Annotated in this window: 19 protein-coding genes and 3 pseudogenes; 3 read left to right on the top strand and 19 right to left on the bottom strand. The window is 69.4% G+C overall.

Features of this window, described 5'->3' with window-relative positions; genetic code table 11:
- Positions 1-6: 6 nt before the first annotated feature.
- On the bottom strand, positions 7-933 hold the full coding sequence (locus tag BJF87_RS24440; protein ID WP_005198843.1) for an RluA family pseudouridine synthase: 927 nt from the start codon (positions 931-933) through the stop codon (positions 7-9).
- Positions 926-1579, bottom strand: a complete 654-nt coding sequence (gene lspA, locus BJF87_RS24435; protein WP_127962844.1) for a signal peptidase II — start codon at positions 1577-1579, stop codon at positions 926-928. The genes BJF87_RS24440 and lspA overlap by 8 nt, the downstream gene beginning before the upstream one ends.
- A 40-nt stretch (positions 1580-1619) precedes the next feature.
- On the opposite strand from lspA, the gene BJF87_RS24430 reads away from it, so the two are divergent.
- Positions 1620-2564: a hypothetical protein gene (locus BJF87_RS24430; protein ID WP_187346543.1), complete on the top strand. Its 945-nt coding sequence runs from the start codon at positions 1620-1622 to the stop codon at positions 2562-2564.
- Positions 2565-2602: 38 nt separating this feature from the next.
- Here BJF87_RS24430 and BJF87_RS24425 read toward each other — a convergent pair whose 3' ends face one another.
- Positions 2603-3094 carry a hypothetical protein gene (locus tag BJF87_RS24425; RefSeq protein ID WP_006356894.1) on the bottom strand — a complete coding sequence of 164 codons (492 nt, stop codon included), beginning with the start codon at positions 3092-3094 and terminating at the stop codon, positions 2603-2605.
- A gap of 238 nt (positions 3095-3332) precedes the next feature.
- Between BJF87_RS24425 and BJF87_RS24420 the strand changes: the two genes are divergently transcribed.
- Positions 3333-4307 (top strand): asparaginase, encoded by a 975-nt coding sequence (locus BJF87_RS24420; protein WP_006356893.1) that lies wholly within the window; start codon positions 3333-3335, stop codon positions 4305-4307.
- Positions 4308-4332: 25 nt separating this feature from the next.
- On the opposite strand, the gene BJF87_RS24415 is transcribed toward BJF87_RS24420, so the two are convergent.
- A complete protein-coding gene (locus tag BJF87_RS24415; protein WP_042377403.1) occupies positions 4333-5892 on the bottom strand; it encodes a DNA polymerase IV in 1560 nt (519 codons plus the stop codon).
- A 39-nt stretch (positions 5893-5931) separates the two neighbouring features.
- A complete protein-coding gene (locus tag BJF87_RS24410) occupies positions 5932-6387 on the bottom strand; it encodes a nitroreductase/quinone reductase family protein (RefSeq protein WP_006356891.1) in 456 nt (151 codons plus the stop codon).
- 120 nt (positions 6388-6507) lie between these two features.
- Here BJF87_RS24410 and BJF87_RS24405 point away from each other — a divergent pair.
- Positions 6508-7199 (top strand): annotated as a pseudogene (locus BJF87_RS24405) (TetR/AcrR family transcriptional regulator).
- 4 nt (positions 7200-7203) lie between these two features.
- Here the strand turns inward: BJF87_RS24405 and sigJ are convergent.
- From sigJ to ftsW, 14 genes and pseudogenes are all read right to left on the bottom strand, one after another.
- A pseudogene (gene sigJ / locus BJF87_RS24400) lies at positions 7204-8121 on the bottom strand (RNA polymerase sigma factor SigJ).
- Between the two features lie 29 nt (positions 8122-8150).
- The gene (locus BJF87_RS24395) at positions 8151-9353 is read right to left on the bottom strand and encodes an NAD(P)/FAD-dependent oxidoreductase (protein WP_006356888.1); all 1203 of its coding nucleotides are present in this window, start codon (positions 9351-9353) and stop codon (positions 8151-8153) included.
- 86 nt (positions 9354-9439) lie between these two features.
- Positions 9440-12581, bottom strand: a pseudogene (gene ileS, locus BJF87_RS24390) (isoleucine--tRNA ligase).
- Positions 12582-12948: 367 nt separating this feature from the next.
- Positions 12949-13746, bottom strand: a complete 798-nt coding sequence (locus BJF87_RS24385; protein ID WP_075864065.1) for a hypothetical protein — start codon at positions 13744-13746, stop codon at positions 12949-12951.
- Positions 13747-13780: 34 nt separating this feature from the next.
- Positions 13781-14596: a DivIVA domain-containing protein gene (locus BJF87_RS24380; RefSeq protein WP_035752654.1), complete on the bottom strand. Its 816-nt coding sequence runs from the start codon at positions 14594-14596 to the stop codon at positions 13781-13783.
- Positions 14597-14897: 301 nt separating this feature from the next.
- The gene (locus tag BJF87_RS24375; protein WP_006356884.1) at positions 14898-15239 is read right to left on the bottom strand and encodes a YggT family protein; all 342 of its coding nucleotides are present in this window, start codon (positions 15237-15239) and stop codon (positions 14898-14900) included.
- Between the two features lie 56 nt (positions 15240-15295).
- Positions 15296-16009, bottom strand: coding sequence for a cell division protein SepF (locus BJF87_RS24370; RefSeq protein WP_035752657.1), 714 nt, complete (start codon positions 16007-16009; stop codon positions 15296-15298).
- 122 nt (positions 16010-16131) lie between these two features.
- Positions 16132-16896 (bottom strand): YggS family pyridoxal phosphate-dependent enzyme, encoded by a 765-nt coding sequence (locus BJF87_RS24365; RefSeq protein WP_040003905.1) that lies wholly within the window; start codon positions 16894-16896, stop codon positions 16132-16134.
- A 26-nt stretch (positions 16897-16922) separates the two neighbouring features.
- Positions 16923-17648, bottom strand: coding sequence for a peptidoglycan editing factor PgeF (gene pgeF, locus BJF87_RS24360; RefSeq protein ID WP_006356881.1), 726 nt, complete (start codon positions 17646-17648; stop codon positions 16923-16925).
- Between the two features lie 5 nt (positions 17649-17653).
- A complete protein-coding gene (gene ftsZ, locus BJF87_RS24355; RefSeq protein WP_006356880.1) occupies positions 17654-18829 on the bottom strand; it encodes a cell division protein FtsZ in 1176 nt (391 codons plus the stop codon).
- 293 nt (positions 18830-19122) lie between these two features.
- Positions 19123-19824 carry a cell division protein FtsQ/DivIB gene (locus tag BJF87_RS24350; protein ID WP_006356879.1) on the bottom strand — a complete coding sequence of 234 codons (702 nt, stop codon included), beginning with the start codon at positions 19822-19824 and terminating at the stop codon, positions 19123-19125.
- The gene (gene murC, locus BJF87_RS24345) at positions 19821-21431 is read right to left on the bottom strand and encodes a UDP-N-acetylmuramate--L-alanine ligase (protein ID WP_075864073.1); all 1611 of its coding nucleotides are present in this window, start codon (positions 21429-21431) and stop codon (positions 19821-19823) included. The genes BJF87_RS24350 and murC overlap by 4 nt, the downstream gene beginning before the upstream one ends.
- A gap of 71 nt (positions 21432-21502) precedes the next feature.
- Positions 21503-22765, bottom strand: a complete 1263-nt coding sequence (gene murG / locus BJF87_RS24340) for an undecaprenyldiphospho-muramoylpentapeptide beta-N-acetylglucosaminyltransferase (RefSeq protein ID WP_372512875.1) — start codon at positions 22763-22765, stop codon at positions 21503-21505.
- Between the two features lie 18 nt (positions 22766-22783).
- Positions 22784-24646, bottom strand: coding sequence for a putative lipid II flippase FtsW (ftsW, locus tag BJF87_RS24335; protein WP_035752664.1), 1863 nt, complete (start codon positions 24644-24646; stop codon positions 22784-22786).
- Between the last annotated feature and the right edge of the window lie 4 nt (positions 24647-24650).

Below are 24650 nucleotides of genomic sequence, written 5' to 3'. Positions count from 1 at the left end.
AGTCGGTCAGGTGTCGCGCAGCACGTCGAGCGCGTGCTGGAGATCGTCGGGATACTCCGAGCTGAACTCGACCATGCGCCCGTCCGCGGGGTGGGCGAAGCGCAGTGTCCGAGCGTGCAGCCACTGCCGTTCGAGACCGAGTTTCTTGGCCAGGACCGGGTCGGCACCGTAGGTCGGGTCACCGCAGCACGGATGGTGCAGCGCCGAGAAGTGGACGCGGATCTGATGTGTCCGACCGGTTTCGAGGTGGACGTCGATCAGCGACGCCGCGGCGAACATCTCGAGGGTGTCGTAGTGGGTGATGCTCGGCTTGCCGTTCGCGGTCACCGCGAACTTCCAGTCGTTGCCGCGGTGACGGCCGATCGGCGCGTCGATCGTGCCCGACGGCGGATCGAGGTGCCCCTGGACGAGGGCGTGGTAGCCCTTGTGGACGGTCCGCTGTTTGAATGCCCGCTTCAGCAACGTGTAGGCGCGTTCGGACACGGCGACGACCATGACGCCGGACGTCCCGACGTCGAGCCGGTGGACGATCCCCTGGCGCTCATGGGCGCCGGAGGTCGAGATCCGGAAGCCGGCGGCGGCCAGCGCGCCGATGACGGTGGGCCCGCTCCAACCGAGCGAGGGGTGCGCGGCCACACCGACCGGCTTGTCGACGACCACGATGTCGGAGTCGTGGTAGATGACCTCGAGGTCCTCGACCGGCGTCGGTTCGACCCGCAGCGGCTCGTCGGGCTCGGGCAAGGTGACGTGCAGGAGGGTCCCCGCGGCGAGCTTGTGCGACTTGCCGACGACGACCCCGTCGACCATGACGTCGCCTTCCTCGGCGAGGGTCGCCACGACCGTCCGCGACAGACCCAGCATGCGGGAGACCCCGGCGTCGACGCGCATGCCGTCGAGTCCGTCGGGTACAGGCACGACACGTGATTCACGCATGGGTACTGCCCCCGTCTTCGCCGTCGTCGTCGTGCCTGTTCCGGCGGGCCGCCCACCCGGTGCGGCTGCCGTCATAGTCGAAACCCAGCGCCGACAGAGCCACCAGCAGGATCGCCCCGCAGACCACGGCGGAATCCGCCACGTTGAACACCGGCCACCAGCCGACCGAGACGAAGTCGACGACGTGACCCTGGAGCGGTGCCGGGGCGCGGAAGATGCGGTCGATCAGGTTACCGATCGCCCCGCCGAGCACGAGAGCCAGACCGATCGCCCAGCCCCAGGACTTCAGCCTGCTGCTGTAGCGGACGATGACGGCCACGACGACCAGCGCGATGATCGTCAGCACCCAGGTGTATCCCGAGGCCAGTGAGAAGGCGGCGCCGCTGTTGCGCACGAGTCGGAGGGTGACGACGTCGCCGATGATCTTGATCGGGCGCTGCGGGTCGAGCGTCGCGACGGCGATCACCTTGGTCAGCAGGTCCAGCCCGATGACGACGAGCGCGACGCCGAGAACGGCTGCGGTCATCTGGGAGAAGCGTCGTGCGGGGGTTGCGTCGTCCGATCGGACTCGATCGCGGTCGGCGTCCGGAGAATCGGCGCCGTGCGGATCCGCGTTGCCGGAATCCGTCAGGGGTTGGTCATCCACAGCCTCATTGTCCACGACCGGTCGAATACGCTGGCTACCCGTGTCCTCGCATCGTCGTCTCCTCCGGTCCGTTGTGTCCTCGTGCGCCGTCATCGCGGCGGTATCCGTGCTGGTCGCGGGGTGCTCGTCGGAGTCCGACGACGCCCCGGGCGCCAGTTCGGCGACGGCTGCCGGTTGCGCGAACGAATCGCCCTCCCGTGCGGCCGGAGCGGCGCCGGTGCCGATCGCGGGGGCCACGGTCACCCTGGTCGACCCGGGTGAGGGCGAGCGTCGCGTGGCCGCTCCCGCTCCCGACACCACGTCGGCTCAGACGGTGACGCTCGTGACGACCTCCGACGTCGCCTCACCGGGGTCGACGGACGCCGAGACCGTCGAGACCCCGATGACCGCCCGGTTCTCGTGCGCCGAGAAATCGGAGCTGGAACTCGAACTGGGCACCGTGACGTCTCCGGACGCGTCCCTCAACGGACAACTGCCGGCGATGGCGGGCACGAAGGCCGGCCTGACCACCGGGCCCGGACTCGCGCCGGTCGCGTTGCGTCTCGCCCCGCCCGAGCAGGCGGGCCAGGAAGCGCGCCTGGCAGTCGAGCAGTCCCTGGTGACGGCGTTGAACACCTCCATCGCACTGCCGACCGAACCGATCGCGGTGGGTGCGCGATGGCGCACCGAACGTGTCATCTCAGCCGCCGCGACGGTCACGCAGACGATCGACGCGCGTCTGTCGGCGTGGGACGGCAACCGTCTCACCATCCAGTTCTCCGCCGAGGAGACCCCGGTGAACTCCGTCTTCGCCATCCCGGGCGGCAGCGACACCCTCACCATCAGCCGCTTCAGTTCCGAGGGCGGCGGGACGGTCGAGATCGACCTGTCACGCGGCCTGCCGGTCGGCGGTCAGCTGACCTACACCGGTGCGCGGGAACTCGTCGGGGCCGACCCGTCGCGTCCCCTGGTACAGAAAACCGGGTTGTCCGTCACCTGGCGGTGAGGACAACCCGGTTCTCCGGGGTCAGCCGAACGGTCCGGCTAGCTCGCCGGGGTGCACATCGCGCTCTTGACCTGGTAGAGGCCGAGCAGGTTGCACACGGTCTGGTTGGAGAGCTTCCAGCGGCCGTCGTCGAAGACGATGGTCGACTCGGCGTTGGTCGGCGGGTTGCCGGCGGTCTCGATGCGAACCTTGACGCGGGCCTTGTTCGGGCCGGCGCTGATGACCGGGTTCACCAGGACCCAGTCGACGTCGGAGTTCTCCGCGCGGGCGTTGACCAGCTCCTCGAAGATGGCCGGGTCCTTCTCCGAACCCTCGACGAGGACGATCTTGTCCTTGCTCGGGATCTTCGGGTCGACGGCGGTGTCCACGAGCTCGTTGAGAGCCGCGATCGACGGCGGCTTGCTGTCGTTGGTGATCTCGGACTCGGTGTCACCACCGGCGGCACCGGCACCGGCATCCGCGGTGCTGGTCAGGGTCGGGGCGGGCGGTGCGTCGCTGTCGTCGCCACCGCAGGCTGCGACACCGGTCATCAATGCGGCCGCGATCATGGTCGCGCCAAGAAACTTCCGATACTTCAACGATCTCCCTCACTATGTCTGTGGACGTGGGCGCGCCGTGGCGCTCTCCCATGACTCGCCGATGGGGTCTGCCGGGTCGGGCCCGGCGACAACCCACACCACTATGCCAAACGCCGGCGGATGATCCCGGTTCCACGCCGCGCCGCTCGAGGCTTGACGGTTCGGCGGCCTGCCGTGAGGCTTGACGACCATGTCCGCTTCTCCCCCGCCCGGTCCGTCGACGACCGTGCTGATCACCACCGGCGGCACCATCGCCGCGCAGACCACGACCGACGGTGCCGTGCCCGCGCTCGGCGCCGACGACTTGCTGTCAGCAGCCTCGAACACCGGGGCCGGGAACGCCGGGATGGAAGCCGTCCGCACCGTCGATCTGATGTCGGTGGACAGTTCGGCGATGACCGTGGCCGACCAACTCGCGGTGGTGCGGGGGATCGCCGACGCCCTCGCCGACCCGGAGGTCGCCGGAGTCGTGGTCACCCACGGCACCGACACGATGGAGGAGACGGCGTTCCTCGCCGATCTCTACTGTGTCGACTCGCGGCCGGTCGTGTTCACCGGCGCCCAGTTGCCGGCCGACCGCCCCGATGCGGACGGTCCGCGCAACCTGGCCGCCGCACTGGCCGCGGTCGGCGATCCCGAAAATCGGGGCCGCGGCGTCCTGGTGGCGGCCGGCGGTCGCATCCTGCCGGCGCGCGGGCTGTTCAAGGTGTCGACGTCCGACGCTGTCGCCTTCGACTCGGTGCGCACCGATCTGCCGCGTCCGGTGCTGACCGACGAGATCCCGCTCGGCCGGACCGCCCGGGTCGACCTCTTCGCGCTGTATCCCGGGGTGTCCCCCGGTCTGATAGCGGCGGCGGTCGCGCAGAACGCCGCGGGCATCGTGCTCGCCGCGACGGGCTCGGGGAACACCCACCCGGACATCACCGCCGAGGTCGCGCTCGCCGTCACCCACGGCGTGACCGTCGTGGTGACGAGCCGGGTGCCCTACGGCGAGGTGTCGGCGACCTACGGCGGCGGCGGGGGCGCCGTCGATCTGCATCGCGCCGGCGCGATCGTGTCGCCGTGGCTGCGTGCGCCGCAGGCCCGCATGGCACTGATCGCACTGCTCACCGCCAAGGCGAGTCCCGAGACGATCGCCGAGTTCTTCTCCGCATCCGGGAAGTGATGTGGCACTGGCGCTCCCGCGACGTTCACTCGTCGTCGGCGCCAAGGTCCCACTCGAGGCTGTCGAGCGGGTCGGCGGGCCGTAGATCGGGATCGTCGACGCCGAAGGTGCGGGTGCGCCCGGGGCCGGTGGTGCGGGTCTCGAAGCGGACGGTGACGACGCCGTGCCCACTCCCCTGCACCCAGCCGTGACCGAACTCGGGGTGGGTCACGTCGGCGCCCGGGGCGAACGGCGCGCGGCTCAGCGGGTTGCCGCCCGGGGCGAAGCGCACGGCTTCGGGCGACTCGGTGTCGGCGGTGGGATCGTGGACGGTCTCCGACACCTCCACGATGCCGCCGGATTCCGATGACGATCCCGATGCGCCACCCGCGGAAGCGGTGTCGTGGTGGGTCGTCTCGTCCGGCGAGGCGTCCAGGTCGTCGAACAGCGCGTACTGCTGCACCGCACTGAGACCGGAGAACCCCACGCCCACAAGACGTATCGCTCCGACGGTGCGCGGGTCGAGGGCCAGACGCTGGGCCGTTCGCTCGAGGTCGTCGAAGTCGGTGGTGGCCGCGGCGGTGGTCGCCGACCGGGTGAGGATCGACATGTCGGAGCGTTTGAGCTTCAGCACCACCGTGCGCGCGCCGCGTCCGTCCTTGAGCAGCCGACGATGTGCGTCGGTGGCGGCCTTGCGGATCGCCTTGCGTAGTTCGTCGAGGTCGACGATGTCCTCGGCGAACGTCGACTCGGCGCTGATCTGTTTGGCCGAGGCGCGTTCGGCGACCGGCCGGTCGTCGACGCCCTGGGCGAGCCGGTGCAGTGCAGGTCCGACGGTGGCGCCGAGCACCGAGGCGACCTCGACGGTCGACATCCGCGCGAGGTCTCCGATGGTGTCGATTCCCAGGCGTGCGAGGCGATCACCCGAGACCGGACCGATCCCCCACAGCTTGCGCACCGGCAGTCCGTGCAGGAACTCGATCTCGCCCGACGGCGGGATCACCATCACGCCATCGGGTTTCGCCATTCCCGAGGCGATCTTGGCGAGCTGCTTGCCGCTGCCGAAGCCGACCGACGCGGCGAGCCCGCACTCGGTGCGGATGCGGGCGCGCACCTGCTCGGCGAACTCGCGCGCCTGCGCCACGGTGGCCCCGGCGAGTTCGGCCGGTTCTGCGAACGCCTCGTCGAAGGAGAGCGTCTCGATCACCGGAACCGCTTCGCGCACAAGCCGGAACACCCGCTTGCTGACCTTGCCGTAGACCGCGCCGCGAGGGGGCACCACGACGCCGGTCGGGCCGATGAGGCGTCGGGCCTGATGCATCGGCATCGCCGACCTGGCACCGAACACCCGGGCCTCGTAGCTCGCTCCGGCCACCACTCCCCGACCTCCGGAACCGCCCACGAGCACCGGGCGACCGCGCAGCGTCGGACGGGTGAGTTGTTCGACCGAGGCGAAGAAGGCGTCCATGTCGAGATGCATCACCCAGCGTGCGCCGCGTTCGGAATCGGCACCGGCCGGCGCCCCGCCCGACCCTCCGCCGGTCACCCACCGTTCGGGTACGGATGATCCGTCCGCGATCGTCGAGTCGGAATCGGGGCGCACCACCCGTCCGAGTCTAGTGAGCAGACGTGACGGCGAAACCCGCTAGTCGGCGGATGTGATCGCGAAGACCGGGATCGATCCGGCGTGTGCGGCGAGGTCGGCGTCGGACGGCTTGGCGTCGAGCCCTTCCGGCAGGAAGCGGCCGACCTCCCAGCCCCACTTGCGCAGGTATTCGCCGATGATCGGCGGGCGCCGGTCGGCGTCGACCTCGGTGAGGGCCACCACGGTCCGACTACGACCGCGCCGGAGTTCGACGGTCTCGGCGGCGCGTGCGTTCCGGGCCCACTGGGTGTTGCCGCGCGGCGAGACGAGGTAGTCCCCGCCGTCGAATCGCAGGACGTTGACGGGGACGGTCTGCAGCTTGCCGGTCCGGCGGCCGGGAACGGTGAGGTTCTGCGCGCCGGCGAGGTTGACGCCGTGGTCGGCGAGCCAGCGAACGGTGCGGTTGAAGACGTTGTCGAACCCCTCGGGAGCGCGGTAGTGGGTGGTACCGGTCATGGTCGTGACCCTTTCGTGGCGGATGGAAAATTATCGAGAGCACCGCTCTCGGTTTTGAGTGTGCACCCGGAAGCGCAAGAAATCAAGAGCACTGCTCTCGAAATGTGGAAGGATCGATCCATGGCGACCGGACGAAGCCGCGCGGAGAACCGCGCGATGATGACCGACGAGATCCGCAGACTCGGGCGCGAGCACCTGGCCACCCACGGCGCAGCCGGACTGTCGCTGCGCGCGATCGCCCGAGAGATGGGCGTCGTGTCATCGGCCGTCTACCGGTACGTCCCCAGTCGCGACGACCTGCTCACCATGCTGCTCGTGGAGGCCTACAACGACGTCGGCGACGCGATCGACGCGGCGGTCTCGGCCATCGAGCCCAGCCGCCGTCGCGAACGCGTGCTCGCCGCCGCGGAGGCCGCCCGGGACTGGGCACTCGACGACCCCGCCCGCTGGGCACTCCTCTACGGCAGCCCCGTCCCCGGTTATGCCGCACCGGGCGAGGAGACGATGGTGCCGGGCACGCGCATCCCGGCCCTGCTCCTGCGCGAGTGCGCGGCCGCACACGCCGAGGGCCTGATCCGCGACGACCTGCCCACACCCACAACCGGGGTCGCCGGCGACATGGCCGCCATCCGCGACGAGTTCGGCATCGACGCCCCCGACGCCGTGCTGGCCGCGTCGACGACCCTCTGGGCAGCCCTCGTCGGCGCGATCAGCCTGGAGCCTTCGGCCAGTACGGCAAGGACACCTTCGCGCACCCCGCCGAGTTGTTCCGGTCGCAGATCGAGCTGACGCTGTCGAGCCTGTTCGCCTGAGCGCTCAGCGCGCGACAGTCCGCCGCTCCTCCACGCCGGCCAGCTTGTCCGGGTTGCGCATGGCGTAGATCTGCTCGATGACGCCGTCGACGATGTGCAGGGTGAACGTGCCCGCCAACTCGCCCTCGATGTAGATCGCCACTCCCGACTGGTTGTTGAAGACCGCCGGTTCAAGGCGGTAGTCCATGCCCTTCCCGAGCCGGGCGAAGCCGGTCAGCAGACGCGCCACGGCCGGCGCGCCGTGGATCGGGTGACGCACCGCGGTCACCTTTCCGTCGCTGTCCGCGGTGAACTCGACCTCGGGTGCCAGCATCGTCAGCAACCTCTCGACGTCACCGGACTACGCGGCCGAGAGGAACGCGTCCACCACCGCGACCGCACGTTCGGAATCCACCGGGTCGAACCGGGGGCGACGCGCCTCGACGTGGTTCCGGGCTCGGTGCCCGATCTGGCGCACCGTGGCGGCCGGCTTGGCGAGCATGTCGCCGACCTCGTTGTAGGAGAAGCCGAACACCTCGCGGAGGACGAACACCGCGCGCTCATCCGGGCTCAGCGACTCCAGCACGATCAGCATCGCCGTGGACACCGACTCCGCGAGCACCACGTCGTCGGCGAGGTCGCGTTCGTCGGTCAGGATCGGCTCGGGCAGCCACGGTCCGACGTACTCCTCGCGTCGCCGCGACCGTGACCTCAGCACGTTGAGTGCCTGGCGCGTGACGATCTTCGCGAGATACGCCTTGGCGTCCGCGATGTCGGTGTCGTCGACCTCCGCCCACCGCAGGTAACTGTCCTGTAGTACGTCGTCGGAGTCGGTCGCCGTCCCGACGATCTCGTAGGCGACGGTGAACAGCAGCGGCCGCAACTCGTCGAAACGCGCTGCCCGCCGGTCGCTCTCGCTTGCCTGGGAGTCGCTGCTGTTCACCGGGGTCCTGCCTCTCGTCGGCGAGCCGGTCACTGCAGAACCGGCTCACGCTCGGCGGTCACCTCGCGACCGCGCAGCCAGCCGAATGCGCCGGGATGCGCGGCCTCGCGTCGGATGTTCCACACGGTACCGCGGCACACCAGCTCCTTGGCCAGAGCTGCGAGACGACCTGTCACCACCGCTCGCGCGGGCGAGTCGTCCCGCCGGGTGAACTGGAGGGTGGCCGCGTGGCGGCCGATGCTCGTGCACTGTGCGACGAAGGCCTGGTCGACCGGGATCGGCCGGTCACCGGCGATCCGGGCGAGGACGGCCTCGGCGGCCTGTGCACCCAGCGGCTGAGCCGCCTGGCAGCTCATCCGGAGTGTGACGCCCTCGACCGCGACCGCGTCTCCCGCGCCGACGATCCGGGCGTCGTCGACGCTCGTCAGGCTCTCATCCGTCTGCAGACGGCCGATTCCGTCAGTGGTCAGGCCACTGTCCGCAGCCAGCTCCGGGGCCTGGAAACCGGTGGCGAACACCGTTGCCGCACTGGACAACACCAGCTCACGCCCGCCGGTCTCGACGATCACCCGCGACGCCTCGACCCCGGTGACCCGCGCATCCTCCAGGACGTCGACGCCGAGTCGTTCGAGTTGCCGGAGGGTGGCCCGGTGGCCACGCTCACCCACCGACGGGGCGACGACACCGCCACCGGCGAGCGTCACCGCGAAGCCGCGTTCGGCGAGTTCGCCGGCGAGCTCCACCCCGGTGAGGCCGCCGCCGACGACAACCACCGGCGCGCCGGCGTCCAGCGCATCGACGCGTTCCCGGAGTTGTTGTGCTGCAGCCCAATCCGAGGCCGACAGCGCATGTTCCGCGGCGCCCGGGATCGGCGGCAGGTGGAGCCGGCTCCCGATCGCGTAGATCACGTAGTCGTAGTCGAGGTGGGTCCCCGACGCGAGGTGTACGCGTCGTGCGCCGGCGTCGATCCGGGTGGCGGTGTCGACCACGACGTCGAGGCCGTCACCGAGCACGTCGTCGAATCCGACCTGCGGCTCACCGGTCCGTGCGATGAACTGGTGCAACCGGATGCGCTGCACGAAGAACGGCTGCGGGTTCACGACCGTGACGTCCACGGCGGGGTTGCGGCGCAGCCGGTTGGCCGCCATGGCCCCCGCGTAGCCGGCGCCGAGCACGACCACATGCGTCCGTGCGACCGTCTGGATTTCCTGCGTGATGTCGGTGGTGCTCATCGTTCTGCCTTCCGTCGGTGTTCGAGGTGGTCATCCTCGAGACACCGACGGCGGCAGAAATGTGACAGCTACTACGAAGTAGCTGGTCAGCCGACCTTCGCGACGTCGGCGGTGACGCCGTCGCCGAGCTCGATGGCGCCCGGCGCACCGTCGGCCGTGACGTCGAACTCCACGGCGAGGACCTCACCGGCGACGAGGCCCGCGTGCGTCTGCGCCCACTCGAGACGCTCGGCCGGCACGACGAGGCGCACCGTGATGCGGTCGGAGACGTCCAGGTCGAGGTTGCGGCGCGCATCCTGCAGTTCGCGCACGCGGTCCTTGGCCCAGCCCTCGGCCTCGAGCTCGGGGGTCACCGTGGTGTCGAGCACGACGAGGCCCTTGCCCCCGGGCAGCTCGGCGGTGGAGTCCGGTTCGACCGCCACCAGCTTGCGGCTGTACTCGCCGTCGTGGAGCTCGATGCCGTCGGCGATGACGACCTCGGCGCCGTCGGCACCGGTACCCACCGACCAATTGCCGGACTTCACGGCCTTGATCGCGCGCTGGACGTCCTTGCCCAGGCGCGGACCCGCCGCGCGTGCGTTGACCGCGATCTCGTAGCGGCCGTACTCGCTGGCGTCGGTGGCCAGCGAGACGGACTTGACGTTCATCTCGTCCTTGACCAGGTCGACGTACGGCTCGAGTGCGGCCGCGGTCGGCGAGGCCACGGTCAGACCGGGCAGCGGCAGGCGGACGCGCAGCTTGTTGGCCTTGCGCACGCTCGACGCGACCGAGCAGACCGCCTGCACCTCGTCCATGGCCGCGACCAGGTCGGCGTCGGCCGGCAGCTCGTCTGCGGTCGGCCAGTCGGTCAGGTGCACCGAACGGCCACCGGTGAGACCGCGCCAGATGGCCTCGGTCGCCAGCGGCAGCAGCGGTGACGCGAGCCGCGATGCCACCTCGAGCACCGTGTACAGGGTGTCGAAGGCGTCGGTGTCCTCTTCCTGACCGGCCCAGAACCGTGCACGCGACCGGCGCACGTACCAGTTGGTCAGCGACTCGACGAACTCGCGGAACGCGTCGCACGCACCGGCGATGTCGTAGGTGTCGAGCGCCTCGGTCATCGTGTCGCGGGTGGTCGCGAGCTTCGCCAGGATGTAGCGATCCAGGACGTTCTGCGAGTCGGTCCGCCACGTCGCCGGACGATCTGCGTACAACTGCAGGAAGCTGTAGGCGTTCCACAGTGGCAGCAGTGCCTGGCGGACACCCTCGCGGATGCCGCGCTCGGTGACGACGAGGTTGCCGCCGCGCAGGATCGGCGAGGCCATCAGGAACCAGCGCATCGCATCGGAGCCGTCGCGGTCGAAGACCTCGTTGACATCCGGGTAGTTGCGCTTGGACTTGGACATCTTCTGCCCGTCGTCACCCAGCACGATGCCGTGTGCAGCAACGGTTTTGAACGCCGGACGGTCGAAGAGCGCGGTCGCCAGCACGTGCATGGTGTAGAACCAGCCGCGCGTCTGACCGTTGTACTCGACGATGAAATCGCCCGGGTTGTGCGCGGGCGCCGACGCGGAGTCGCCGCCGTCGAACCAGTCGCGGTTCTCGAACGGGTAGTGCACCTGGGCATACGGCATCGACCCGGACTCGAACCAGCAGTCGAGGACCTCGGGCACACGACGCATGGTCGACTGCCCGGTCGGGTCGTCCGGGTTCGGGCGGGTCAGCTCGTCGATGTGGGGCCGGTGCAGGTTGTCCGGGCGCACGCCGAAGTCGCGCTCGAGCTCGTCGAGCGAACCGTAGACGTCGATGCGCGGGCACTCCGGGTTGTCCGAGATCCACACCGGGATCGGCGCGCCCCAGTAGCGGTTGCGACTGATGTTCCAGTCGCGCGCACCCTCGAGCCACTTGCCGAACTGGCCGTCGCGGATGTGCTCGGGCACCCAGGTGATCTGCTTGTTCAGCTCCACCATGCGGTCGCGGAACTGGGTGACGGCGACGAACCACGACGGCACCGCCATGTAGATCAGCGGCTGTCCCGACCGCCACGAATGCGGGTAGGAGTGCTCGATGGTCTCGTGGCGCAGGATGCGGCCCGCCGCCTTGAGGTCCTTGATGATGACCGGGTTGGCGTCGAAGACCATCTGGCCCTCGTACGGCGGGACCTGCGAGGTGAAGCGGCCGCCCGGATCGAGCGGCTGGACGACCTCGATGCCGTTGGCGGTCGCGAGGTCCATGTCCTCTTCACCGAAGGCCGGTGCGAGGTGGACGACGCCGGTACCGCTCTCGGTGGTGACGTAGTCGCCGAGCAGCACTCGGTGTGCGTTCGGGTGTCCGACGAAGAAGTCGAACGGCGGTGTGTAGGAGAGGTTCTCGAGGTCCTTGCCCAGATGGGTACCGATCACCTCGGGTTCGGCGATCTCCTTGGCGTACGCACCCAGCAGCGCCTCGGCCAGCAGGTACTGCTGCCCGTCGGCGGCCTTGACGTGCACGTAGGTGACCTCGGGGTTGACCGCGATCGCGAGGTTCGACGGCAGGGTCCAGGGCGTGGTGGTCCAGATCAGCGCGTTGACACCGTCGAGTGCGGCCAGCGGACCCTCGGGCACCGACAGCGGCATCCGCACGGTGACCGCCGGGTCCTGGCGCATGCGATAGGCGTCGTCGAGCTTGGACTCCTGGTTGCTCAGCGGCGTCTGCTCGTACCAGCTGTAGGGCAGCACGCGGTAGCCCTGGTAGATCAGACCCTTGTCGTAGAGGGCCTTGAACGCCACATGACCGACTCCATGAAGTCGAGGTCGAGCGTCTTGTAGTCGTTGTCGAAGTCCACCCAGCGCGCCTGGCGGGTCACGTAGTCGCGCCACTCACCGGTGTAACGGAGAACCGAGTCACGGCAGTACTCGTTGAACTTCTCCATGCCCATCTTCTCGATCTCCGACTTGTCGGTGATCCCGAGCTGGCGTTCGGCCTCGAGTTCGGCGGGCAGACCGTGTGTGTCCCAGCCGAATCGACGATCGACCTTCTTGCCACGCATGGTCTGGTACCGGGGGACCACATCCTTGACGTAGCCGGTCAGGAGATGGCCGTAGTGCGGGAGCCGTTGGCGAAGGGCGGGCCGTCGTAGAAGACGAACTCCTCGGCATCGGCACGGTTCTCGATGGACGCGGCGAAGGTCGAGTCGGCATCCCAGTACTCCAGGACGTGCTGCTCCACGGACGGGAAATCGGGGGCGCTGCGGCCCGTCCCACCCGTCATGTCGACTTTGGGGTACACACGGCCGGTCGCGTTCGCGCCCGTCTCGTTCGTGTCGGTCACGGCTCGTCTCCTCGTGCCTGGTGATGTCTCTCCTCGGCACGGGGACGCACACCGTCAGGTCTGCGCGGTACCACCCCGCTTGCGCCGGCACTCCGGCGCCACTCATCGGATCGCGCGGGTCTCCCCGTACGGTCCCGTGGCTGTGACGGGCCACGCCCGCCCGGTTCTACTGGGAGCGTCGTGCTCTGTTCTTCCGGGTGCTCCCCGGTGATGGCCGGATCAACGCGTCAACCAGTGTAACGACGCACCGCCCGGACAGGCGAATCGGTATCGCCTGTCCGGGCGGTGCGGGGTCGAGAACGGGAGATCAGTCGAGCGGTGGACGCCAGTTCGGGTCGAGCGGATCGAAATCCGGCGCACGACGCCGACCCGGCCTCGGTTCCGGGGACTCGGACTGCTCCCCCTGCGGCTGGGGATCCGACGGCGGGTTCCCGTACTGCGGAGGACGCGGACCCGGCTGGGACTGACCTGATTGGAACGGTCCGGACTGCGGCGACCTCGGCGGGTTCGGCCGCGGTGGCTGACCGCCGGTCTGCTGCGGACCCGGCGCCTGGTACGGCTCGCGAGGCGGCCTGCCCGGCGCACCCCGACCGGGCGGTGTCTGACCTGGGGGCGCCTGACCGGGTGCGGGTGTCGGACCGGCGTTCGGCGGGCCGACCGGCTCGCCGACCGACCGCAGGTAGTCCTCGAGGTTGCCCTCGCGACGCTCTGGTGCCGGGCGGCTCTCGGGCACCGTCGGCCGAGACGGCGTCGGTCCCGACGGTGCGGCCATACCGGGTTCGAAGGAGGGCCGCTCGTAGGCGGCCGTCTCTTCGTCGGCATCGGAAACCTGCGCAGACGGCATCGCCGTCGGGTACCGGCGTGTTCGGGACTCGTCGGCATCGCGATCGTCGTCGTCCTCATCGCGTCCGGCTCCGGGGACCATGTCTTCCAGCGATCGGCCGGAATCCCGGTTGCGCCCCGAGAACACATCGACGAGCAGGAAGGCCAGGCCGAGGAGACAGATGACGATGCAGGCGACGGCGAGCCACACGGTCCCGGTGATGAGACCGAGGATGAGCAGCACGAACCCGACGAGGGTCGCGCCCAGGGCCAAGGTCAGCACATCACCAGCCTAGGGTGCATGTCCGGCGCGGAGGTCAGCTCGGCGAGTAGCTGCTGAAACCGCCGCTGCCCGGATCGTTCGAGAACGACTGGTCGGGACGACCACCCTCGACCGGTGCCGCGCTGCCGCGCTGCTGCAGCTCTTCGAGCTGCGACTCGAGGTAGGTCTTCAGGCGGGTGCGGTACTCACGCTCGAAGGTCTTGAGCTGTTCGATCCGTCCCTCGAGCACGCCGCGCTGCTGGTTGATCGTGCCCATGATCTCGCTGTGCTTGCGCTCGGCGTCGCTCTGGAGCGCGTCCGCGCGCTCCTGTGCCTGGCGCAGCTGCGCCTCGGAGCGAGTCTGGGCGTCGGCCAGGATGGCCTCCGAACGCTGGCGCGCGTCGGCGAGCATGGCGTCGGACTTGCTCTGCGCCTCCGAGACCAGCGTGTCGGCGCGGGTCTGCGCGTCGGCCAGCATCGCGTCGGCGTCGGCGCGGGCACTGCCGGTGAGGCGGTCCGCGGTGTCCTGCGCGAGCGCGAGGACGCGGGCGGCACGGACGTTGGCGTCGTCGTTGACCACAGGCGCGGCGGGCTGCTGGACGGGAGCGGGCTGCTCCTGAACCGGCGGCTTGGCGAACATCTGGGTCCGCTCCTCTGCGGGGGCGGCGCCGGCACCCGAGCGGGCGTCGGCGAGCTCACCCTCGAGCTCCTCGACGCGCTGCTTCAGGTCGGTGTTCTCTTCGATCAGCCGGGCGAGCTCGGCCTCGACGAAATCGAGGAACTGATCGACCTCATCCTCGTTGTAGCCGCGCTTACCGATAGGCGGTTTGCTGAACGCGACGTTGTGCACATCAGCTGGAGTCAGCCGCATGTCGGTTCCCCTCGTGTCTGTGGTGAAGCTTGTGTTCAGTTGGCGTGCCGTCCAACCCCGATCGCGCGACGTGAGTCGTTCGACCAATACAGGTTGTCACTAACTATTCATACCAGTCAAAAACTGTAACTGGCGTCCAATCCTGTCACATGCGAACCGTAGGTCGCACTGTTGGATGCTCAGCCCGATCGAAACTCCTCCGAACGGGCAGGGCATCCGAAGACGACAACCAACGGTAGTCCATCTGCGTACCTCAAGGTACCCGGGTCACAGGGGTCCCGGTGCGCGACGCGTCGGCGGATCAGGAGCGGGTGAGAACCAGAGCGGTGGCCAGCGAATCGGCGACCGCGTCGGCGCGGAGACCGTTCACGATGTTCATGGCGATGATGACGACGAGCATGACGATCATCAGCGACAGATCCAGGCGGATCGGACCGAGCGGGATCGGCGGCAGGACCCGCCGCAGCGCCTTGATCGGCGGATCGGTCAGAGTGAACACCGTCTCGATGATCACGACCGCCACCCCGGTGGGTCGCCACTCGCGGGCGAACGTCCGCACCAGCTCGACGACGAGCCGGCCGAGGAGAAGCAACCAGAAGACCAACAGGATGTAGTACAGGACACCCAACAAAATCGCAGCCACGCGTCAAGATTGCCTGAAGAGCACCGGCCGGTGCGAACCGAGGGTGCCCACCTGCATCAGGAGTGGTTGTAGAAGCCGGTCTCGGCGATCTTGCGGCGGTCATCGGGCGACACGTCGACGTCGGCCGGCGACAGCAGGAAGACCTTGGTGGCCACCTTGTCGAAGGAGCCGCGCAGAGCGAAGGCCAGGCCCGCGGCGAAGTCGACGAGGCGCTTGGCGTCGTCGTTGGTCATGTCGACGAGGTCCATGATGACCGGGTTGCCGTCGCGGAAACGCTCACCGATGGTGCGGGCCTCGCTGTAGTCCGAGGGACGCAGGGTGGTGATCTTCTGCAGCGGGCCGTCGGCGAAGACGCGCTCGAGCTCGCGGTGCTCGGGGCCGGCCGGGCGCGACGAGGCGGCACGCAGGGCGGCACTCGACGAACGCTGCAGCGGTTCGAGGCGCGCAGCGGAACGCATCGGGGCCTCGGGCGTCGGACGCGGTCCGGCGTAGGCGAACTCGGGGACGAAGTCACCGGCGAGTTCGTATCCGCCGTCGAAATGACGGTCGTCGTAGGCCATCTCGTCGCGGTAACCGGCCTCACGGAAGCCGGGGTCACGCAGGGAGGGCTCGTAACCGGGGTCGTAGGAGCCCTCACCGTAGTAGTCGTCACGGTAGGCACGCTCACGCGACGGGACACGCAGCGCGGAGCCGTCCTCGAGGTAGTCGTCCTCGTACTCGCTGGGCGGCACCATGCCGAAATAAGCCTTAAACTTCTGCATCGTGGTCATTGTCGGCCTCTCTGTCGTGCGACGCCGGTGTGCAGCCGTGCCGGATGGTGCATCTGATGTCACTGTGCTTGTTGAGATATTTGCGCTTGTTGTGCCACTTGGTTCTGTTGTTACCAATGTGATTACTGAGAGAGTAGCGGCCGATCGCCCATGATCGCGGTTCCGACACGCACACATGTCGAGCCGGCTGCAACCGCCTCTTCCATGTCACCGGACATACCCGCCGACAGTTCGACGGCGTCGGCGTACCGATCGCGAAAAGCGTTGTGGATACGAGCGGATTCGGCCATCCAGTACTTCCGCTCACCGGTGAGTGGGGCGATGACCATCAGTCCGCGCAACTGCAGAGAGTCCTCGCTCGACACCTGCTCGGCGAGTGCGGGAAGATCCGCCTCGACGACGCCGCCTCGCTGCGGGTCCCCGTCGAGACTCACCTGCAGCAGCACCCCGAGACGCGCGGTCCGCTCCCCCTCGTCGAGCGCGGCTCGCGCGGCCCGGCCCAGGGCCTCGACCACCTTCGGACGATCCACCGAGTGCACCGCACGCGCCCAACGCGCGATGGAACGGGCCTTCTTCGACTGGACGGTCCCGATCATGTCGAACACCGGGACGTCGGTGGAATCCTCGGGTGTCCAATCGGCGAGGACCTCGGCGACCTTGCGTCCGGCCTCCGGCTCACGGGACTCGCCGAACGATCGGACGCCCAGGTTCAGCAACCGGCGGACGTCGTCGGCCGGGAAGTATTTCGTCACCACCAGGAGCGCACACGCCCCGGTGGGTCGGCCCGCGGCCGCGACGGCCGCGTCGAGCCGCCCGCGTACGGCTTCGAGTCGCTCGGACAGCTCGGCGGTGCGTGCGTCATCGAGAGAATCGCTCATGTCCCCCATCATTCTCCGCGTGGAGCACCGGGGGTCTACTCGCCGTCCGGCGCACTCTCGTCGTCCATCCAGATCACCGATGCCAGGCGGCCGGTCGGTGCGCCGCGCCGGTGGCTGAAGAGACTCAGGTCCGAGATCGTGCAGCGCGGGTCGACGGCGACCCCGGCGACCCCGGCCTCGAGGAGCTGGCGGCGCAGACCGGAACGGAGGTCGAGGCCCGTCGTGCCCTTCTTCGTGCGACTCGCACTCCCGGGCAGATGCTTCTCGACGTCGGCCTGCATCGCCGGGGGCACCTCGTACTGCTCACCGGACGCCGCCGGGCCGAGAAACGCTCCGATCGACTCGATGCGCGCACCGAGTTCGACCATCACCTTCAGGGTCTCGCGCACGATGCCGATGCGTGCCCCGACGCGCCCGGCATGGACACCGGCGATCACGCCGGCCTCGTCGTCGCTGAGGAGCACCGGCACGCAGTCGGCCGACAGCACGGCGAGCGCGAGGCCCGGTGTGGTCGTCACCAGCGCATCGGTCGCCGGAACCGGTTCGGGGACCGGACCGTCGACGACCGTCACGTTGCGGCTGTGGATCTGTTCCATCCAGACGACCGAGGACGCGGGCAACCCGATCTGCTCGGCCAGACGATTCCTGTTGGCGGACACCGCTTCCGGGTCGTCTCCGACATGGTCACCGAGATTGAACGAGTCATACGGTGCCACCGAGACGCCGCCGGCACGCGTGGTGACCACACGACGCACCCGCATGCGGGTCAGCGCTTCATGAAGGACGGCACGTCGACGTCGTCGTCGTCGAGATGCACGGTGTTGCGACGCGGGGGCTCCGGCTCACGCTCACCACCGAAGGGATCACCCGACCCCTTGGGGATGTCACCGAAGAGCGGATCGCTCTTCGGCGGCGCCGAGACCGCGCCGGCTTGTCCCTGTCCGACAGCCGAACGGCCGGCGGCCGCAGCGGGCACGTCGGACCGCTTCTTCGGGGTGCCGCCGTCGAAACCGGCGGCGATGACGGTCACTCGGACCTCGTCGCCGAGGTTGTCGTCGATCACGGTGCCGAAGATGATGTTGGCGTCCTCGTGGGCCGCCTCCTGGACCTGGGTGGCCGCGTTGTGGATCTCGAAGAGACCGAGGTCGCTGCCGCCGGCGATCGAGATCAGCACGCCCCGAGCGCCTTCCATCGACGCCTCGAGCAGCGGCGAGTTGATCGCCGACTCGGCCGCCTTCTTGGCACGGTCCTCACCTCGGGACGAGCCGATGCCCATGAGTGCGCTGCCCGCGTCGCTCATGACGCCCTTGACGTCGGCGAAGTCGACGTTGATCAGACCAGGGGTGGTGATGAGGTCGGTGATCCCCTGGACACCGTTGAGGAGGACCTCGTCGGCGCTGCGGAACGCGTCCATGAGGCTCACCTGCGCGTCGCCGAGCTGGAGCAGGCGGTCGTTCGGGATCACGATGAGGGTGTCGCAGGACTCCCGCAGCGCGGTGATGCCCGCTTCGGCCTGTCCGCCGCGACGCTTGCCCTCGAAGGAGAACGGGCGGGTGACCACGCCGACGGTGAGAGCACCGAGCTTCCGGGCGATCTGCGCGACGACCGGTGCACCACCGGTGCCGGTGCCGCCACCCTCGCCCGCGGTCACGAAGACCATGTCGGCACCCTTGAGGAGCTCCTCGATCTCGTCGCGGGCGTCCTCGGCGGCACGGCGGCCGACCTCGGGGTCGGCGCCGGCACCCAGGCCACGGGTGGAGTCGCGACCGACATCGAGCTTGACGTCGGCGTCGCTCATCAGCAGGGCCTGCGCGTCGGTGTTGATCGCGATGAACTCGACTCCCTTGAGTCCCTGCTCGATCATGCGGTTGACGGCATTCACGCCGCCGCCGCCGATGCCGACGACCTTGATGACGGCCAGGTAGTTGTGCGGTGGCGTCATGCGCTCGCCTTCCTCGTAATGGGTCGTGCTCGATGTTCCGTTGCTGATCTCTCAGCGCGTTCCGGTGCTGATGTGTCAGCGGCTAAGTGCTGACAAAACCCTAAACCTGAACCATAGATCTAGAGTTATGTCAAGTAGTTCGTTGTGGAGATGACGCTAGGCATCCCGGGCCCCGGTATCCACAACAGCGCCCGGCGTGTCGGGAAGTCGCGCCGAAATTCGGTGAATTTCTCAGATCTTCAACGAATCTGGCGTCGTTCCCGGCCCGTGCCGGCGGCCGCGGGCCGACACCATCACTTGTAGGCCGGGAACTCAGGGCTCGAGACGTTGTACATCTTGGCGTCCCGGCTCAGCAGATACGTGAGGGTTCGCGCCTTCTCCGCTCCCCGATCGCTGTCGCCCCAGATGACCCGGCGGTCCTCGGTGAGGAGGAACTCGATGTCGACCGGAGAGTTCGCCGACACCCGGATGACCTGTCGCGCCAGCGATTCCGGGAGTCCGGCGACCGCGGTGATCGCCTCCCGGGTGGTGGGGTCGGCCGGGCCCGGGTTCGGGGTCTCGAGAACCGGGAGCTTGAGCACCTCCGGCGGCACGCCCTGGGCGCGGACGTAGTGCAGGAAGGACACCCCCGACCGGTCGAGGACGTGGACCTCGTCCCCGCTCGTCACGATCACCACCGGCACCCGCTCGACGACGGTGATGGTGAGCGACGAGGGGTAGGACCGCTGGACGCGGACGGATTCGACAGACGGGATGGTGGCGACCCGCTGCGCGACGGCGCGGGTGTCCACCTGGAGAAGCGGTGTCCCCTGGGGGACGGCTGCGACGCGGAGGATCTCGTCGGCCGGGACCGAGCCGTTGTCCAAGATGTCGGTGCTGCGTACCGACATCAGCGGGGTCAGATAGGCGATCAGGACCAGCCCGACCCCCGCGGCGACGACCATCAGGGTGCCGAGGATCAGGCGGGACCGGCGGCGGGTCGGCCAGCGGATCACGAGACCCGTCCCGTGAGGCCCCCGTCGCCGGGGCCCTCACCGTTCGCGTGCGTCGTGCGCTCGGACCCGGTGTCCGCACCGAGCGCGGCGAGGATCTCGGGACCCTGCATGGTGATGTCGCCCGCACCCAGGGTCAACACGAGGTCACCGGGTCGCGCCAGGCCGGCGACCTGACCGGCCAGCCGCGACAGGTCCGGCGCGAACACCGACGGGCGGGTCAGCTTGTCGGCGATCGTCCGGCCGCTGACACCCGGTATCGGTGCCTCGCGGGCGCCGTAGACGTCGGCGACGACCACGGTGTCGGCGAGGTCGAGGGCGGTGGCGAACTCGTCGGCGAACTCGACCGTGCGCGAGTACAGGTGGGGCTGGAAGACCGCGATGACGCGACCGCGCGGCGCGTCGGGGCCGACCCGCGCGGCCATCATGGCCTGCGCCGCGGACAGCACCGAGCGCACCTCGGTCGGATGGTGGGCGTAGTCGTCGATGACCTCGACGCCGCCCCGGCGGCCGCGGAACTCGAAGCGACGATGGACCCCGCCGAACGCACCGATGCCCGCGAGGATTCCGTCGAGGGCACCCGCGGCGTCGGCGGTCTGCGCTGCGTTGACGCGGACGGCGCCGATCACCGCGGCGATCGCGTTGAGCGCCATGTGCTCTCCCGGGAGCGGGAGGATGAGTTCACGTTCGACGACCGTGCCGGTCTCGTCGGCGGGACCGGTCACCGGCGCGGTGAAGCGGACCCGTGCCGCTCCCCCGGCGGCCCGCGGCTCCCACGACAGCAGGGTCGCCACGTTGGGCACGCCGGGCGCGAGGCCCGCATGGGTGCCGCGGCCGTAGCCGAGGACCGCGACCCCGCGCTCGGCGAGATCGCCGCGGACGCGTCCGGCGAGTGCGGCCGATCCGGGATCGTCGAGGCAGACCACGAGGGTGCCGCCGGTCCGGATGCGTTCGGTGAACTTGTCGAACACGTCGACGTAGGCCTCGATCGAGCCGAAGAAGTCGAGATGGTCGGCGTCGATGTTGGTGACGGCGACGACGTCGGGCGTGTACTCGAGCAGCGAACCGTCGCTCTCGTCGGCCTCGGCCACGAAGACCGGGTCGCCGCCGTGATGGGCGTTGGTGCCGGATTCGTTGAGCTCGCCGCCGATCGCGAACGACGGATCGCTGCCGGCGTGCTGAAGGGCGACGACGGCCATCGAGGTGGTCGAGGTCTTGCCATGGGTCCCGGCGAGCAGCATCGTCCGGTCGCCCTCCATGAGCTGGGCGAGCACGCGCGGGCGCAGCAGGATCGGGATGCCCCGCGAGCGGGCGGCCACCAGCTCGGGGTTGGTCTTGGGGATGGCGGCGTGGGTGGTGACCACCACCGACGGGCCGCCCGGGATCTGGTCGAGCGCCGACGGATCGTGTCCCACCTGGACACGGGCGCCACGCGTGCGGAGTTCGAGGATGCCGCGGCTGTTCTTCGCGTCCGATCCGGACACCTGGCCGCCGCGGGCGAGCAGGATGCGCGCCAGTCCGGACATGCCGGCGCCGCCGATGCCGACCATGTGCACGCGGGCCAGCTGCGGCGGCAGTCCTCCGGTTCCCACGGTCGTCCCCTCGCTCATGTCGTCACCTCCCACGCCTTCTCCGGTCGTCTCGCCGGCCGTGTCCCGTCCGACCCGGTCCCGTCCAATTGTCACTGCTCGCCGGCCGATCGGCGGGAACGAAACGCCTTGCGGACCGAGCCCCGGCCCGCGCGGAATCCGCGAGCGAGTTCGAGAGCGGCGTCGGCGACGGCCGCCGCGGCGTCACGATGGCCCGTGCCCGCGGCCGCCGCGGACATCTTCTGCAGTCGCTCCGCGTCCTGCAGGAGGGCCGGCACCTCGCGTGCCACCCACTCCGCGCTGACCGCCGAGTCCTCGACGATGAGTCCGCCACCGGCCTCGACGACCGGTAGCGCGTTGAGGCGTTGTTCGCCGTTGCCGTGTGGCAGCGGGACGTAGACGGCGGGCAGACCGGTGGCCGACACCTCGGCGACGGTCATCGCACCGGACCGGCACATCACCAGGTCGGCCGCGGCGTAGGCGAGATCCATCCGCTTGAGGTAGCCGACGCCGCGGTACGGCGGGGCGCCCTCGACGATCACCGGATCGATCGAGTTCTTGGGCCCGTAGGCGTGCAGGACACCGATGCCCGCCTTTGCGAGGGCTTCGGCCGCACCCGAAACCGCGGCGTTGATGCGTTGCGCGCCTTGGGATCCACCGAAGACGAGCAGGGTCGGGGCGTCCTCGTCGAGACCGAAGTAGTGTCGCGCCTTGGCCCGCAGAGCAGGCCGGTCCAGCTCGGTGAGGACACCGCGGACCGGCATGCCGACGACGGTCGCGTCGAGGCCGGAACCGTCGACGGCGGCCAGGATTCGGTCGGCGAAGCGGGCGCCCACCTTGTTGGCGATGCCCGCCGAGGCATTCGCCTCGTGGATGACGATCGGGATGCGGTTGCGTCCGCGCAGGTGCATCTGCGCGGCGAGGTAGGCCGGCACGGACACGTACCCGCCGAAGCCGATGACGACGTCGGCATCCACGTCGGCGAGCACCTTGCGGGTCGCGGCGACCGAGGACACCAGGCGGCCGGGCGTCTTGGCGAGGTCCATCCCGGGTTTCCGCGGCAACGGGACCGGCGGGATCAGCCGAAGGTCGTATCCGCGTTCGGGCACCAGGTCGACCTCCAGGCCGCGGCTGGTCCCGAGTGCGGTGACGCGGGCCGTCGGGTCGATGCGGGTGATCGCGTCGGCCACGGCGAGCGCGGGTTCGATGTGTCCGGCGGTACCACCGCCCGCGACCACCACCGACAACGGCCGCCCGCCCGGGCCTCCGGTCGTATCAGATTGTGCTGCACCCGAACTCACCGGCTCTGTCACTCCATCTCCAGCCACTTCGCACGTCTGTCCCACGCGGGGCATCGCCTGCCGCGGGAGCCGTCAGCGGCGTCCCGCGCGGCCGTGTGTCGGCCGATCGCGCCCGGGGTCGGCGGACCTCGGCGTACGCGGCTGATGCGCGCCCGCCCGCCATCCCGGTGACGCCGAGCGACGTGCACTGCCGGCGCCGGGATACCCGCCACGGTAGTCGACGCCTGCTCGTGTCGACGGCGCAGGTCGGGTGCGACCTGCCGTTGCCGGACGCCGTGCGGACGCACCACGAGCAGGTGCCGGTTCGGCGGCCTTCGCCCGTTTCCACGGCATGGTGAACCGGCCCAGGCTCGGCGCAGGCTCGGCCGGTCGTCCGCGACGACCCGACGGTCCTGTCCGACCGGACGCTCCCGCCCGTCCCGATGCACCGGCACGTACGGCCGTACGGCCGCCGGACCGTTCGCCCGCCGAGCGACGCCGGTCGAGCCGATCGCGCAGGGTCTCCGCCCGCGTCTGCCGGTAGGCCACCGGCGTCGGGAGCCGCAGGATCCGGGCCAGTCGGCCCTGCGACCCGGTGGTGAGGGCCGCGACGGCCTCGGGTTCGTGTCGTGCGGCGTTGGCGAGGAGCCCGAGCATCGCGAGCACGGTCAGCGTCGACGTACCGCCCGCCGAGATGAGTGGCAGCTGGATACCGGTGACCGGTAGCAGGCCGATGACGTAGCCGATGTTGATGAACGCCTGCGCGAGGATCAGCACGGTGATGGTCGCGGTCATCAGGCGCAGGAACGGGTCGGTGGAACGGTGCGCGATGCGGAAGCCGATGTAGCCCAGCAGCACGAACAGGAACACCACCAGCAGACCGCCGAGGAGGCCGAGTTCCTCGCCGATGATGGCGAAGATGAAGTCGTTGTGCGCGTTGGGCAGATAGTTCCACTTGGCGCTCGACTGGCCGAGACCCACACCGAAGACGCCGCCGTTGGCCAGTGCGTAGGTCGCCTGGCGCGCCTGGTAGCCGGCGCCCTGCGGGTCGTCGATGCCGCCGAGGAAGCTCATCACGCGCTGTGAGCGGTAGCCCTCGGCGAGCGCGAGGATCACCGCGAGGGCCACACCGGAGACGGCGAACGCCGAGAACACCTTGATCGGCAGCCCGGCGAACCAGAGCATCGCGCCGACGATGATCGCGATGGTGATCGTCGTCGAGAGATTGGGCTCGAGGATGATCAGCACGCAGACCAGCATCGCGACCGGGACCAGCGGGATCAGGAGCTCTTTGATCGAGGCGTTGTCCCGACGCCGCGAGGCCAGCAGGTGCGCACCCCAGATACAGAGCGCCACCTTGACCAGCTCCGAGGGTTGCACCGACACACCGGAGATGACGAACCAGCGTCGCGCGCCCTGGCTGAGCGTGCCGATGCCGGGGATGAGCACCAGTCCGAGCAGGAGGATGGCGATGGCCATCGACGGCGCGGCGAAGCGCCGGAGCAGGCGGATGGGGACCCGCAGCATCAGGTAGAAGACGATGAGGCCGAGTCCGGCGAAGATGACCTGGGTCGTGAACAGTCCGTACGCCGATCCCTCTTGCGAGTACCCCTCGACCGACGACGCCGACAGCACCATGACCAGACCGAAGGCCGTCAGCATGAACGCCATCGTGAGGACCAGCTGGTAAGAGGCCAGCGGCCGCGCCAGGAGGTTGCGCACGGCCTCGACGAGCAGGGCCGGCAGCGAGGCCGTCACCGACGCGGCGGTCGAGGCCGCCGCGGAGACCTCGGCGGCCGGCTTCGACAGCGCGGCCGCACCTTCCGACGCCTTCCGCCGTACGGTGGCCGCCCTGCTCTCGTCCGAGTGCTCGTCCGTCACGTCATCCAACGAGTCGTCGAACGTGTTCTCGTCGTCGACCGCGCTCTCGTCAGCCGCGGTCTTGTCGCTGCTCACGCGA

Origin of the sequence: Gordonia sp. CNJ-863 (assembly GCF_001942325.1) — a bacterium.
Taxonomy (GTDB): Bacteria; Actinomycetota; Actinomycetes; order Mycobacteriales; family Mycobacteriaceae; genus Gordonia; species Gordonia alkanivorans.
Note: the sequence above shows the minus strand (reverse complement) of the source record. Positions and strands in the feature narration are given on the sequence as shown.

Bases quoted from the DNA above. Each gene is read 5' to 3' on its own strand.
- BJF87_RS24380 (WP_035752654.1), bottom strand. From the start codon at position 14,596: ATGCGGCTGACTCCAGCTGATGTGCACAACGTCGCGTTCAGCAAACCG.
- pgeF (WP_006356881.1), bottom strand. From the start codon at position 17,648: ATGCGGGTGCGTCGTGTGGTCACCACGCGTGCCGGCGGCGTCTCGGTG.
- BJF87_RS24370 (WP_035752657.1), bottom strand. From the start codon at position 16,009: ATGACCACGATGCAGAAGTTTAAGGCTTATTTCGGCATGGTGCCGCCC.
- ftsZ (WP_006356880.1), bottom strand. From the start codon at position 18,829: ATGACGCCACCGCACAACTACCTGGCCGTCATCAAGGTCGTCGGCATC.
- BJF87_RS24365 (WP_040003905.1), bottom strand. From the start codon at position 16,896: ATGGGGGACATGAGCGATTCTCTCGATGACGCACGCACCGCCGAGCTG.
- BJF87_RS24440 (WP_005198843.1), bottom strand. From the start codon at position 933: ATGCGTGAATCACGTGTCGTGCCTGTACCCGACGGACTCGACGGCATG.
- BJF87_RS24395 (WP_006356888.1), bottom strand. From the start codon at position 9,353: ATGAGCACCACCGACATCACGCAGGAAATCCAGACGGTCGCACGGACG.
- BJF87_RS24410 (WP_006356891.1), bottom strand. From the start codon at position 6,387: ATGACCGGTACCACCCACTACCGCGCTCCCGAGGGGTTCGACAACGTC.
- BJF87_RS24420 (WP_006356893.1), top strand. From the start codon at position 3,333: ATGTCCGCTTCTCCCCCGCCCGGTCCGTCGACGACCGTGCTGATCACC.
- murC (WP_075864073.1), bottom strand. From the start codon at position 21,431: ATGAGCGAGGGGACGACCGTGGGAACCGGAGGACTGCCGCCGCAGCTG.
- BJF87_RS24425 (WP_006356894.1), bottom strand. From the start codon at position 3,094: ATGACCGGTGTCGCAGCCTGCGGTGGCGACGACAGCGACGCACCGCCC.
- murG (WP_372512875.1), bottom strand. From the start codon at position 22,765: ATGCCCCGCGTGGGACAGACGTGCGAAGTGGCTGGAGATGGAGTGACA.